Source organism: Cupriavidus necator, from assembly GCF_013141915.1.
GTDB lineage: Bacteria > Pseudomonadota > Gammaproteobacteria > Burkholderiales > Burkholderiaceae > Cupriavidus > Cupriavidus necator_B.
Map to the genome: position 1 here is coordinate 1 of NZ_SROX01000003.1, position 13158 is coordinate 13158.

Sequence of the window (13158 nt, forward strand, 5' to 3'; positions counted from 1 at the left end):
CAATCGCTAGCCGGAAGCGAGAGCTTTCCCCTGCAGTTCGCGCCTTTGTTGAGGAGTCATTGTCTTGTGAAACTCGGTCATAGCATTGCCGTATTCAAGTGACGGGCTTTTTCGGCTTGTCTCTCGCAGAGCAGGGTGGTCTTCGACTGGGTCTGCGGGCCGCAGCCGATCCTTCGGGCACCCGAGCACTGATTGATACCGGCATCAATTGGGCGTCTAATGGCCCATAAGGCGGGCCGGAGTGGTCGAGAGGTTATATGCGCTGCACAAAATGTGGGTTCGAGAATCCCATAGCGGCAAAATTCTGCGAAGAATGCGGCGCCAAGCTGACATGCGTCTGTCCACGCTGCGGCCACGAGTCGAGCCCAACAGCCAAGTATTGCAGTGAGTGTGGCGCGTCTCTAAGTGCAACCCCGCTTGCGGAGTCTGCTGCCCCGGTTCATTACACGCCACCCCACTTGGCCGAGCGCATCCTGGCCGAACAGGCAACGCTGGAGGCCAGGGGGGAGAGCGCGGGCGAGCGCAAAACGATCACGGCGCTGTTTGCCGACATGGCCGGATCGACTGCGTTGATCCACGACCTGGATCCCGAAGAAGCACGCCATCTCATTGACCCTGTGGTGGCACTTATGATGGAGGCCGTGCATCACTACGAGGGCTACGTCGCCAAGTCCCTGGGCGACGGGATCCTGGCGCTGTTCGGTGCGCCGATTGCCCATGAGGACCATCCTCAGCGAGCGTTGTATGCGGCACTACGCATGCAGGACGCGATGCGCCGCCATGCCGACCGTGTTCGCCTGGAACGGGGTATTGCACTGCAAATTCGGGTTGGCATTCACACGGGCGAAGTGGTGGTCCGCTCGATCCGCAAGGACGACCTGCGTACCGACTACGACCCGGTGGGGCATACGATTCACATTGCATCCCGGATGGAGTCGATGGCCGCGCTCTCGTCCATCCTGGTGAGCGAATCGACATATCGATTGACCGATGGATACTTTGATTTCAAGGCATTGGGGGCGATTCAGGTCAAGGGAATCCCCAAGCCGCTCGATGTCTACGAGGTCCTGGGCCTCGGCCCGCTGCGGACCCGGCTGCAGGTGGCGGCACATCGGGGCCTGGCCCGGTTCGTGGGCCGCCAGGCTGAACTGGACCATATGCACCACGCGTTCAGGGAAGCGGCGGCGGGGCAGGGCCAGATCGTCGGCGTGGTGGGCGAGGCCGGGATAGGGAAGTCACGACTGTTCCACGAGTTCAAGGCGCGTTCGCAGCGCGGCTGCCTTGTGCTGGAAACCTTCTCGGTTTCTCACGGCAGGGCCTTTGCCTATTTGCCGCTGATAGAACTCTTGAGGAATTACTTCCAGATTAATGCGCAGGATGAGGAGCGGGAGTGTCGGGAGAAGGTTACCGGTAGGGTCCTCACGCTTGAGCGCGGTCTGGAGGATCTGGTGCCCTACCTGCTCTATCTGCTAGGTATCAACGAGCAAGGCTCGGCGCTGGGCGACATGGACGCCAGTATCCGGCGCGAGCGTACCTTTGATGCGATCACGCGCCTGCTGGTGCGCGAAAGCCTGAATCAGCCGATCGAGCTCCTGTTCGAGGACCTGCAATGGCTGGACGCCGAGACGGAGGCGTTCCTCACATTCTTGGCGGAGCGCCTGGCGGATGCCCGCATCCTTCTCCTGGTGAACTACCGGCCCGAGTACCAACCGACTTGGGGCCCAAAGTGCCGCCACACCCAACTCGTGCTGGCGCCCTTGGGGCCGGCCGAAGCGCAGGGTTTGCTCAGTACCCTGTTGGGCGATGATCCCGGACTCGCCTCTCTCAAGCAGAGAATCCTGGAAAAGACCGAGGGCAATCCGTTTTTCATCGAGGAGGTAGTCCAGACACTGGCCGAGGAGAAGGCGCTGCTGGGCGTGCCCGGAAACTACCGAATCGAGAAGACGCCCGCCAGCTTGCACATTCCGACAACGGTGCAAGGGGTGCTCGCCGCCCGCATCGACCGGCTTCCCCTGGCGGAGAAGGCGCTGCTGCAAACGCTTGCGGTGATTGGCAAAGGGTTCCCTCTGAGCCTGATTCGGCAGGTTGTCGGGCAGCCGGAAGATGAGCTTCGTCGTTTACTATCCCGCCTCGAGACTGGCGAGTTCATCTACGAGCTGCCAGCCTTCCCTGAGGTGGAGTATTCGTTCAAGCACGGCCTTACGCAGGAGGTCGCCGGCCGCTCCCTGCTTACGGAGCAGCGCATTGCGCTACATGAACGCACGGCCCAAGCTATCGAGGCGTTCTACCCCTCCCGGTTGATGGACTATTGCAGCGTACTGGCTCACCACTACAGCCTGAGCGGCAATATTCCGAAAGCGGTGCAATACCTGCACTGCGCGGGGCAACAGGCCCTCCAGCGCTCATCCAATTCTGAAGCGGTTCATCACCTGAACGCGGCCCTTGACCTGCTCAGGCGCCTGCCCGATTCGCCGGAACGGGGCCGCCAGGAACTCTCAGTGCAGGTTACGCTCGGGCCGGCCTTGATGGCGACGAGGGGTTACGCCGCCGCGGAGGTGGAAGCGACTTATACGCGCGCGCTCGCATTGTGTCGGCAGATTGGGGAAACTCCCCAACTTTTCCCGGTGCAACAGGGACTGCGGCTGATCTATCAGTTGCGAGCGGAGTACGAGACCGCAAGGGAAATAGGTGAGCAGTTCCTCCATGTTGCCCGGAATGCCCAGGATCCGGAACTGCTTGTGGAGGCCCATTGCGGACTTGGGGGGAGCGCATTCTGGCAAGGGGAGTTCGTTCCCGCCCGTGCTCATCAGGAGCAGGCGCTTGCCCTCTACGACCCCGAACTGCATCGTGCGCATGCTTTCATCTACGGTCTGGATCCGGGCGTCCGCGCCCTGGACTTCGCGGCTTTGAGTCTGTGGCAGCTGGGCTATCCGGATCAGGCCTGCAAAAAAAACCAAGAGGCACTTGCCCTGGCCCAAAAGATTTCCCACCCGCTTGGCTTGGCCTTCACGCTGGTCACCACGGCCATGTTTCGCCAGTTTCGACTTGAAGCGGGTTTGACCCGGGAGTACGCGGAGTCGGCAATCACGCTTTCGACCGAGCAGGGGTTTCCGCTGTACCGGGCTTGGGGAACCATCCTCCGGGGCTGGGCACTGGCAGAGCAGGGGCACGGCGAGGAGGGGATCGCTGAGATACTTCAGGGTCTGGAAGCCTACCAGGCCACAGGGGCGGCTCTGGGTCGGTCGTACTTTCTGGGGCTGCTTGCCGCAGCCTACGGGCACGCCGGACAGGTGCAGGCTGGGCTGAAAGCGCTGGACCGGGCGCTCTCGGTAGTGGAGGGGACGGGAGAGGGTTATTACGAGGCGGAACTGCATCGCCTCAAGGGAGAATTGACCCTTCGTCATCAGGGTGGTCAGTCTAAGGAGTCGCCGGGGCTACAGGAAGCAGAAGCGTGCTTTCATCAGGCAATTGCAGTGGCGCGCCACCGCGGTGCAAAATCTCCTGAGCTTCGCGCCATACTGAGCCTGGCTCGTCTTTGGCAACAACAGGGCCAGCGGGAGCCAGCCTTGCACATCTTGACTGAGATTCATGGCTTCTTCACCGAGGGGTTCGAGACTGCCGACTTGAGCCAAGCGAAAGCGCTGCTTGACGAATTGGCGCAGATCGATGGGCCATAGCGGGAATAGGTTTGATGCGCAACTGAACGTTGCGTCACGCGCAAAGGCAGCTTTTTGTACAAGATGGTCCGTGCTGGCAAGCTGACTTCCCGCTTATCGGCTTATCGTTGCGTGGGACGCAAAGCAATTACCCAGATCAGCTGGATTGTCATGTCTGTGTGGCGGCTCCAAAGTATAGCCATCACATGGAGATGCTCATGGACACCCAGCTCACACCCACTCCCCGCCCTGCCCACCCGGCGCGCCGGGCTCTGATTATCGGTGGTTCGCTCGGCGGCCTTTTCGTGGGCAATCTGCTTCGCCGCATAGGCTGGAACGTCGACATATATGAGCGTTCCGCCCATGATCTCGACAGCCGCGGCGGCGGCATTGTCCTGCAACCGGATGTGGTCGAGGTCTTCCGCCGTACCGGCGTTGACCTGAGTACCGTCGACCTTGGCGTGCGTTCCGCACATCGCACGGTCTTTCACCCGGACGGCTCGATCCAGTCCAAGCAATACGCTCCCCAGACTCAGACGTCCTGGTCGCTGATCTATACAACTCTGAAAGCGGCCTTCGGCGATGCAAATTACCATCGGGCGAAGACCCTGTCGCGGATCGAGCAGGATCAGCAAGCCGGCACTGTCACGGCATATTTCGCTGATGGCTCTAGCGAAACCGGTGACCTGCTAATTGGCGCCGACGGCGGCAATTCGGCGGTACGCCAACAGTTCTGGCCGGACCGCGTGCCAACCTACGCCGGGTATCTCGCCTGGCGCGGACTTGTTCCTGAGGACGAGATGCCGTCGACTGCGCGGGAAATGCTGCTTGGCGATTTCGGCTTTGCCAACAATACGGGTTCGCATATCCTGGGCTATCTAGTGCCGGGCGAGAACAATGATGTGCGTCCGGGACACAGGCTCTACAACTGGGTCTGGTACCGCGTTGCTGACAATCGCCTGCTAGGCGAGATCATGACTGACCGAGAAGGTCACCGTCGGGGCTACTCCATTCCCGAGGGAATGCTAGATGAACGTTGGCTGGCTCATATCCAGCGCGATGCCAGAGCGCTACTGCCACCGCCTTTCCGCGACATCGTTGAAGCGACAGCCCAGCCCTTTGCCCAGGCTATCCGCGATCTGGTGTCCGAGCACATGGTGTCGGGCAGGGTTGTCATATTGGGCGACGCCGCGTCGATCCCCCGCCCCCACACGGCGGCCAGCACCTCCAAGGCCGCAGCGAATGCGCTGGCCCTGGCCGATGCGTTGCAAGGCTCGCCGGATGATGTGCCGGCAGCGTTGGCGCGTTGGGAACCCGAGCAGATCGCGATTGGCAAGGTGCTTCGCCGACAAGGCGTAGAGGCTGGAAACTATCTGCTTTTTCATCGACGCGCCGCGGTAAGTGGTTGAATTCACGTCAGACTAGGCCCGTTGGTTCCAAGCGTCTATTGGACCAAGGCATGCGGACCAGTCGGTGGTCTTGGCCAACAAGGGAAGAGAGGCCTCCTGCGCCAGGCGGTCTCTCAAGCTAGACTCAGATAGTCCGCCCCGAGCATTCGAAGCCGCACCCGTTGCGGCACCACCATGAGCCAAGCCAAATCCAGCGACACGCCAGTCGCCTCCAACTTTCTGCGCAGCATCATCGATCAGGATCTCGCCGCTGGCACGTACGCCGGTCGCGGGGACGTGCAAGGCGATCTGCTGCCGACGGTCATCACCCGCTTCCCGCCCGAGCCCAATGGATATCTCCACATCGGTCACGCCAAGAGCATCGTCCTGAATTTCGGCCTGGCGCGCGACTACGGCGGCCGCTGCCATCTGCGCTTTGACGATACCAACCCGGTCAAGGAAGACCTCGAATACGTCGACGCGATTATCGATGCCGTACGCTGGCTCGGCTTTTCCTGGGACAACGGACAGCCCGGCGGCTCGCCGTACTTGTATTACGCCAGTGACTACTTCGATCAGCTCTATGCTTTTGCTGAGACGCTGATCGAGCGCGGTGTCGCCTACGTGGACAGCCAGAGCGCCGAGCAGATTGCCGCCAACCGTGGCAACTTCTCCGAGCCGGGCAAGCCGTCGCCGTATCGCGACCGCAGCGTCGAAGAGAATCTGCAACTCTTCCGTGATATGCGCGCCGGCAAGTACCAGGATGGCGAGCATGTGCTGCGCGCGAAGATCGATATGGCGGCGCCGAACGTCGTGATGCGCGATCCGGTGCTGTACCGCATCCGCCACGCGCGCCACTACCGGACTGGCGACAGGTGGTGCATCTACCCGATGTACGACATGACGCAATGCATTTCCGATGCGCTGGAGAACATCACCCATTCGCTGTGCACGCTCGAGTTCGAGAACAACCGCCCGCTCTATGACTGGGTGTTGGAACACCTGCGGAACGCCGGCATATTCCACGATCCGCTGCCGCACCAGTATGAATTCGCCCGCCTGAACCTGACCTATGCCATCACCAGCAAGCGCAAGCTCAAGCAGCTGGTGGACGAGCAACGCGTGGGCGGCTGGGATGATCCGCGCATGCCGACCATCGTGGGCATGCGCCGGCGCGGCTACACACCGGACGCCATCCAGCTTTTCTGCGATCGCTTGGGGGTGGCCAAGGCTGACAGCTGGATCGACATGAGCACGCTCGAAGGCGCCGTGCGGGATGACCTGGATGCCCGCGCCGCCCGCGGCGTGGCTGTGCTTGAGCCGCTCAAGCTGATCCTGGACAACTACCCCGAAGGCCAGGCCGAGGAGTGCTCGGCACCGGTCCATCCGAAGAAGCCGGAACTGGGCAAGCGCGTGTTCCCGCTCTCGCGCGAGCTGTGGATCGAGCGCGAGGACTTCAACCAGGCCCCGCCGAAGGGCTATTTCCGGCTGTTCCCGGGCAACAAGGTGCGCCTGAAGTACGGCTACGTGATCGAGTGCACCGGCGTAGACAAGGACGCCGACGGCAACGTCGTGGCCGTGCATGCCAACTACCTGCCCGACACCAAGAGCGGCACGCCGGGCGCCGACAGCGTCAAGGTCAAGGGCGTGATCCACTGGGTCAGCGCCGCCGCGGCCTACGAGTGCGAAGTGCGCCTGTACGACCGCCTGTTCAATGACCCGAACCCGGATGCCGGCGGCAAGAACTTCCTCGAGGCCCTGAACCCGGACTCCAAGAAGGTCATCACGGCCTACCTGGAACCGAGCCTGCGCGAGGCAAAGCCGGAAGACCGCTTCCAGTTCGAGCGCCACGGCTACTTCGTCGCCGATCGCGTCGATTCGCAGCCGGGCAAGCCGGTCTTCAACCGCATCGTCGGGCTGAAGGACAGCTGGGGCAGGTAAGCGCCGAGGAGACCACTACGGCTTCGCTCGAGGGGGGGTCTCCGCCCCGAGCGCCCTGTTGAGCGCAGCGCTACATATTCAGCGCCCGTTTCTGCACCGCAAGCGCTGCTTCGCGCATGACTTCGGATAGCGAGGGATGCGGGTGACTGATCATGCCGATGTCTTCCGACGCTGCCTTGAACTCGAGCGCAGCCACGGCTTCGGCGATCAGGTCCGAGGCATTGGCCGAAATGATATGGACGCCCAGCAGCTCGTCGGTCTTTGCGTCCGCAATCATCTTGATGAAACCGTCCGGGCGGCCGATGCCGAGTGCGCGGCCATTAGCCATCATCGGGAACTGGCCCGTTCGGACCTCCCGTCCTTCGGCACTCAACTGGGCCTCGGACTTGCCCACCCAGGCGATTTCCGGCTCCGTATAGATTACCCACGGAATGCAGTTGTAGTCGATGTGCGGCTTCTGCCCATCAATGATTTCCGCAACCATGACGCCTTCGTCTTCGGCCTTGTGGGCCAGCATCGGGCCGCGTACTACATCGCCAATTGCGTAGATCCCCGGCACGGACGTGCGGCACTGATCGTCAACTGGAACGAAGCCGCGCGGGTCGGAGGACAGGCCCACGGTGTCCAGTCCGAGATTGTCGGTATTGGGGACCCGGCCGATCGACACGATCAGGCGATCCGCATCAAGTTTCTGGTCGGCGCCGTCCTTGTCCGTGTAGGCAATGCTGACCCCTTTGGCGCTCGCGTCGATCTTGCCAATACTGACCCCAAGATGGATCGTCAGTCCCTGCTTCTTGAATAGCTTGGCCGCCTCCTTCGCCACGGACTCGTCGAGCGCCCCAAGGAAAGTTGGCAGCGCTTCGAGCAGGGTCACCTCGGCGCCGAGTCGCCGCCACACCGAACCAAGCTCAAGCCCGATAACGCCCGCACCGATCACCGCGAGCTTCCTGGGGACTGTGTCGAACGACAGCGCGCCCTCGTTATCCGACACGATCTTGTTATCGACGGGAACGTCAGGCAGATGACGCGCCTTGGAGCCTGTCGCAATGATGACGTTACGTGCCGTGACTGTCTTGGTGTCGTTGCCTTCGATCGCTTCCACGGCGATCACGCCGTCGGTGCCGCGACTCTTGAACTTGCCATGGCCCTTGATCCAGGTCACCTTGTTCTTGCGGAACAGGAATTCGACACCGCCCGTGAACTTGTCAACAATGGCAGCCTTTCGCTTGATCATTTGCGCAAGGTCCAGCGCCACTTCCTTGACCTTTACGCCGTGCTCGGCGAGCCCGTGCAGCGCATGTTCAAAGTGTTCCGAGGACGCGAGCAGCGCCTTGCTCGGGATGCAGCCGACGTTCAGGCAGGTGCCCCCGAGCCGGGGCTTGCCCGCGCCGTCTCTCCATTCCTCGATGCAGGCCACGGTCTTTCCCAGCTGTGCTGCGCGGATCGCCGCGATATAGCCGCCTGGGCCGGAACCGATCACGATCACGTCAAAATCAGCGTTGGCTGAAGCGGGTGCGCCGCCTCCAGCAGTCGTGTTGACCTGCGCAGCGACTGATGTGGGAGCCGGCGTTGACGTGGGCGTCGCTACAGGTGCGGAGGCAGCAGGGGCAGCCACGGTTGCCTTGCCTTCCGTATCAACCAGCGCGATCACTTCGTCGGCATGTACCGTGGCGCCATCGGGCTGGAATATTTTGGCCAGCACACCGTTGGCCGGACAGGGCACTTCGAGTGTCACCTTGTCCGTTTCCAGTTCCACCAGAATCTCGTCACGCTGGACGGCCTCGCCGGCCTTCTTTTTCCACTGAATCAGTGTTGCCTCCGAAACCGATTCAGAGAGTTGGGGCACTTTCACTTCGATCGCGGCCATGTGCTCTTCCCTTGTTTTTTGCGTGGCGAGGGTTTTTCAGTTTAGGCGAGCTTACCCTTGACGGGTAGCGACTTGTCTCGGAGGAGTGATCTCAGCCGCGATGCCCGCTCTAGGCCGTCAATGTCCGCTGAAATCTCCTCATGCTCTGCGCTATCTGTGAGACGTACTGGTCCGAAATGCCGCGGTCCGCCAGGGCTGTGTCGAGTCCCAGTATGTAGTCCGCATTAGATCCGAATACACCGGCTGCCTTCGCCGCAAGCCGTGCAACGGTAGGTACCGATGCATCGGCTTCATAAAGCGCCTGTTCGGTGTTCGCGGCAAAGACAATGGCCTGCACCTTCTCGCCATTTTCGAGCACCAGCGGGTTCCAGATCGGCCGATACACTCCGCTGCACATCTCCCTTGCCCACAGGAGGCGCAATTCGTTCAGCGCCTGATCGTCGGGCAGCCGGTACGCAACCCCTTGCGTATTCCCGCCAGGTTCCAAGCCAAGCACGCGCCCCGGCTGCTCCGGCGTACCACGCGCAGATATGGAGCGAATGCAGAAGCTGCGGCGCCATCCTTCGAGTGTGGCAGTCCGGTGCTCGTCGAAGGCGATCAATGGGTTCCAGATTAACGAACCATAGGCGAAGACCCAAATCGAACCAGCGAGGCGCGCATTGAGCGTTGCATTAAGCGATTGCTCGAGAGCAGCGTCGGTCCACGACAGGTCAGCAGGCATGGCAAGTCTGCTGCGGATACTGCCGTCGACAAGATCTTTTCGGGTCAGATTGCCCATGGGGTGCATTTCACGGAGAGTCATGGCAGCCGGCTGGCAACTTCTGCCGCGGAGAGCAGCCAGTATGGCCAGTTGGAACTTGGGACTTTCGCCGTGCCCTTGCTTGGAGATGCGGACACCCGGGGGCAGTGTCTTTCATAAGGACACTGCCCGCATTCGATCTCAGGCTGCCCCGACTTGGTCCTTGCCCGGAGTCCATGCCGTCCCTCGCACCAGTTTGCGTCCAAAGCGGTGCAGCAGGTGCGGAAAATCGGCCAGGGTCGCTGCCTGACGGTCCGCTTCACTGATTAGTTCCAGCCGGACGGCGTCGCCGGCGCGCGGGTCTACGCTAAGGGTTATCTGGTCCCCGCGCCGCAGCAGCAGGTCTTCGCCACTATCGAGCCAGTAGTCCTCTGGATCACCTTCGCGTGTCATCCACAGGTCGGTACCTGCGGCCTCGTCCACGTGGAGGCGCTGTGCCGCATGTATCGACAGCGTGGTAACTTCGCCAGGCCTCAGGGCGAACTCTGTCTTTGTGAGAAAAGCTTGCATGATGGATCTCCTGTCCGCCCCCTGTGGCGTTGTTGCCGGAGCTGTGCTGCGTCCATTCTGACTAGACAATCAAGGGGCGGAAAAGCAGAAAAGTTGGTGCGCCGGTCAAGCGAATTCTAGAGATCGCTCGGCCGCTGGCAAAACGAAATATGTTTCCAGTTGTTGATAATTTTCCTCACATAAAAAAGTGCTCGTGCGATTGGGGAACGAGGAGAGAATGGGCCTGTGGCAGTGCCAAAACGTGGCGCCCTTCCGCGTACAGGCCGACGTCCACTCAATCAATCCCCGTATCTGCTTGTCCAGCTCATGCCGCTGTCGGATAGTCGATGTAGCCGTTGGCACCGCCGCCAAAGAAGGAACTGGCATCGGGCGTGTTCAAGGCGAGGTTCTCCTTCAGGCGTACCGGCAGATCCGGATTGGCAATAAACGGGCGGCCAAAGGCAATGATGTCGGCGCGGCCGCTGGCCAGTGCGCGTTCCGCGCTCTCACTGTCGTAGCCGCCGGCGAGCATCAGCACGCCGCTGTATTCCGCACGCAGGAGCCGGATGATCGCGTCCCAGCGGGGATCGAAGTTCTCGTCCTTGACGGTCCCGACCATCGCAGGCTCGACCAGGTGCAGGTAGGCCAGCTTGCGGCTGTTGAGCTGCCGGACGATAAAGCCGAAGGTAGCCTCGGGCGTATCGTCGCCCATGCCCATGAAGCGGCCCATGGGCGTTAGCCGTACCGAAACGCGTGACGAGCCAATTTCCGCGCTGATGGCGTCAACCACCTCCAGAAGCAAACGGGCTCGATTCTCGATCGTGCCGCCGTAGGCGTCGGTGCGCTTGTTGCTGTTGGAGTTGATGAACTGGTCGAGCAGATACCCGTTGCCGGCATGAATCTCGACCCCGTCCATCCCCGCAGCGATGGCGTTGAGGGCTGCCTTCCGGTAGTCCTCGACGATGTCGCGAATTCCGCTGTCAGTCAGTTCCTGAGGAACAGGAACATCGCCCCAGACGCCGTTGCCATGCTCGTCGATGATGAATGTCTTGCCAGGAACCGGCAGGGCACTGGGCGCGACAGGCAGCGCCCCATTCGGCTGGAAGACCGGGTGCGACACGCGTCCAACATGCCAGAGTTGCAGGAAGATCGTGCCGCCCTCGTTGTGAACCGCTTTGCTGACGGCCTGCCAGGCCTCGACCTGCTCCTCGGTGTGAATTCCCGGTGTCCAGGCGTAGCCCTGGCCTTGCTGGGAAATCTGGGTTGCCTCGGTGACGATAAGCGCCGCGCCGGCGCGCTGGCGGTAATACTCGACGTTCATCGCGGTCGGGAGGTTGCCCGGCTGGCCGGCACGCGAACGGGTCAGCGGTGCCATGGCGACACGGTGGGCCAGGGTGTGGTTGCCGAGACGAATCGGATTGAAGAGATGCTTGGTCATGGTGGTTTTCCTGTAGTCGGAATGGATCGATCAGCGGGAGACTGTTCGTGCTCTGCTTGCGCTTGAATCTCGTTCGAGATTTCCTAAAGGTTAGGCGCCAACCTGTTTGAAGAGAATCGGAGTGCGACGCAAGATTGCGTTGCGTGGGCAGCAATCCGGAAGCTGTGTGTGGCCAAGGAGGACAGCCACGACAGACGGCCACGCCCTGTGGGGCATCTCCGTCTGTCGAAGCATGTGGATTCAGTGTCGCGCGATGCTCATGATGCGGTTGCCCATGCCGATTCCCCATTCAGTCATCTGCATGCCTTGCTCTAGACGGTCCTGCTCCCAGGTCCGCAGTGCGCGCCCGAGGTTGGTGACACCGTCCAACGCCTTCGCCAGGGAGACGGCGTCGGCGGCGGCCTTTGCCGTGCTGCCTGCGGTGTGGGGACGCGGGATGAACGCCGCATCGCCCGTCAGCAAGACTCGACCGAACCGCATGCGCGGCACCTGCAGGTCCTGAATCTCCTGGACGAAGATATCCTGGGTGCTTTCGATCAGGGCCTGGAATGCCGGATTGGCGTGACTGGCGCCCATCTGTCGAATCCACTCCTCCTGGTCGGCCGCAAGCGACCCGGGCGGAACAGAATGACTGCGCCGGTTCCCCTCGCGATCGGTCAGCACGCCGCCGAGCTCTGCGCCTGGCTCGGCCTTCAGGTACCAAAGCCAGTTGTAACGACGGTGACCCGGGGCGGTCGAACCGTCGACGCCGGGCACCATGTACTGCAGCATCATGGAGCCTGGGTCGTGCTGGAACACGAAGTTCTCGTAAAGCAGTGGCTTTGCGGCTTCAGGCAGTCGATTTTCTTCGATCAATCCGCGCCATACAACATAGCCCGCATAGGTCGGCGACACATCGGGGAGCATGAGCTTGCGCACAACAGAGTTCGCCCCATCCGCGCCAATCAGCAAGTCGCCGGTTTCCCGGCGCCCATCGGAGAAGGTGGCGTATACGCCATGTTCGTCCTGCTCGACGCCGGTGAGCTGGGCGCCCCGATGATAGTGCTCCTTGGGGAAGTTCTTGAGCAGTGTGGAATAGAGCGTATTCCAGGAAGTCTGAGTCTGCGGGGAATGTTGCCGCTGAATCACGTCTCCGCTTTCGTCGAGGTAGAGCCTGTCGTGGGATCGCACGCCTAAGGCCCCGTCGGGAACAATGCCTGCAAATGAAAAGGCGCGCAGCACTTCCGGCTGTAGAACGATGCCGCCCCCACGGCTGATGAGGTTTGAGGGAGAGCGCTCGAAGACTTCCACGTCCCACCCGACGGCGCGCAGCGCGGTCGCCATGAACAGCCCGCCCAGCGAACCGCCGGCGATCAGGGCCTTGCGCGGATTCCCCGCAGATATGGTTGGCCTGCCCTCGGCGGGCGCCAGCGGCTGGGCATTCGAGGATCGATTCGCGTCCATGTGTTGCTCCGATTTGCGATTGGATGGCGTGAATCGTAGAAGCGCCTGCCCGAATCCAGAATGGGGTGGCAATGCAAGGCTGTGTTGCGGGGAAGGCAAGGACACATTCTCCACGACAGTTGGAGAACCGCCTTGCA

At 61.6% G+C, this 13158-nt stretch carries 8 protein-coding genes and 1 pseudogene; 3 read left to right on the forward strand and 6 right to left on the reverse strand.

Annotation, left to right across the window (positions count from 1 at the left end; genetic code table 11):
- Positions 1 to 257 precede the first annotated feature (257 nt).
- The 3 genes from E5S69_RS07865 (at position 258) to E5S69_RS07875 (ending at position 6985) form a co-directional block, all read left to right on the forward strand.
- Positions 258 to 3677, forward strand: coding sequence for an adenylate/guanylate cyclase domain-containing protein (locus E5S69_RS07865; protein ID WP_081050230.1), 3420 nt, complete (start codon positions 258 to 260; stop codon positions 3675 to 3677).
- Positions 3678 to 3874: 197 nt separating this feature from the next.
- Entirely contained in the window at positions 3875 to 5065 is a 1191-nt protein-coding gene (locus tag E5S69_RS07870; RefSeq protein WP_058697677.1) for an FAD binding domain-containing protein, read from the forward strand.
- 174 nt (positions 5066 to 5239) lie between these two features.
- Positions 5240 to 6985 (forward strand): glutamine--tRNA ligase/YqeY domain fusion protein, encoded by a 1746-nt coding sequence (locus tag E5S69_RS07875; protein WP_058697601.1) that lies wholly within the window; start codon positions 5240 to 5242, stop codon positions 6983 to 6985.
- A gap of 70 nt (positions 6986 to 7055) precedes the next feature.
- On the opposite strand, the gene lpdA is transcribed toward E5S69_RS07875, so the two are convergent.
- The 6 genes and pseudogenes from lpdA to E5S69_RS07900 all read right to left on the reverse strand — a co-directional run bounded on the left by lpdA (position 7056) and on the right by E5S69_RS07900 (position 13021).
- The gene (gene lpdA / locus E5S69_RS07880) at positions 7056 to 8471 is read right to left on the reverse strand and encodes a dihydrolipoyl dehydrogenase (RefSeq protein WP_058697678.1); all 1416 of its coding nucleotides are present in this window, start codon (positions 8469 to 8471) and stop codon (positions 7056 to 7058) included.
- A 168-nt stretch (positions 8472 to 8639) separates the two neighbouring features.
- A pseudogene (locus E5S69_RS32270) lies at positions 8640 to 8852 on the reverse strand (biotin/lipoyl-containing protein); the annotation flags it as partial.
- A 109-nt stretch (positions 8853 to 8961) separates the two neighbouring features.
- Positions 8962 to 9630, reverse strand: a complete 669-nt coding sequence (locus E5S69_RS07885) for a gamma-glutamylcyclotransferase (RefSeq protein WP_058697679.1) — start codon at positions 9628 to 9630, stop codon at positions 8962 to 8964.
- 162 nt (positions 9631 to 9792) lie between these two features.
- Positions 9793 to 10161 carry a DUF2917 domain-containing protein gene (locus E5S69_RS07890; RefSeq protein WP_058697602.1) on the reverse strand — a complete coding sequence of 123 codons (369 nt, stop codon included), beginning with the start codon at positions 10159 to 10161 and terminating at the stop codon, positions 9793 to 9795.
- Between the two features lie 304 nt (positions 10162 to 10465).
- The gene (locus E5S69_RS07895) at positions 10466 to 11578 is read right to left on the reverse strand and encodes an alkene reductase (protein ID WP_058697603.1); all 1113 of its coding nucleotides are present in this window, start codon (positions 11576 to 11578) and stop codon (positions 10466 to 10468) included.
- A gap of 240 nt (positions 11579 to 11818) precedes the next feature.
- Positions 11819 to 13021 carry an FAD binding domain-containing protein gene (locus tag E5S69_RS07900; protein WP_081050232.1) on the reverse strand — a complete coding sequence of 401 codons (1203 nt, stop codon included), beginning with the start codon at positions 13019 to 13021 and terminating at the stop codon, positions 11819 to 11821.
- Positions 13022 to 13158 lie beyond the last annotated feature (137 nt).

Coding starts and splice junctions, on each gene's coding strand:
- E5S69_RS07865 (WP_081050230.1), top strand. CDS start 258: ATGCGCTGCACAAAATGTGGGTTCGAGAATCCCATAGCGGCAAAATTC.
- E5S69_RS07870 (WP_058697677.1), top strand. CDS start 3,875: ATGGACACCCAGCTCACACCCACTCCCCGCCCTGCCCACCCGGCGCGC.
- E5S69_RS07875 (WP_058697601.1), top strand. CDS start 5,240: ATGAGCCAAGCCAAATCCAGCGACACGCCAGTCGCCTCCAACTTTCTG.
- E5S69_RS07885 (WP_058697679.1), bottom strand. CDS start 9,630: ATGGGCAATCTGACCCGAAAAGATCTTGTCGACGGCAGTATCCGCAGC.
- E5S69_RS07890 (WP_058697602.1), bottom strand. CDS start 10,161: ATGCAAGCTTTTCTCACAAAGACAGAGTTCGCCCTGAGGCCTGGCGAA.
- E5S69_RS07895 (WP_058697603.1), bottom strand. CDS start 11,578: ATGACCAAGCATCTCTTCAATCCGATTCGTCTCGGCAACCACACCCTG.
- E5S69_RS07900 (WP_081050232.1), bottom strand. CDS start 13,021: ATGGACGCGAATCGATCCTCGAATGCCCAGCCGCTGGCGCCCGCCGAG.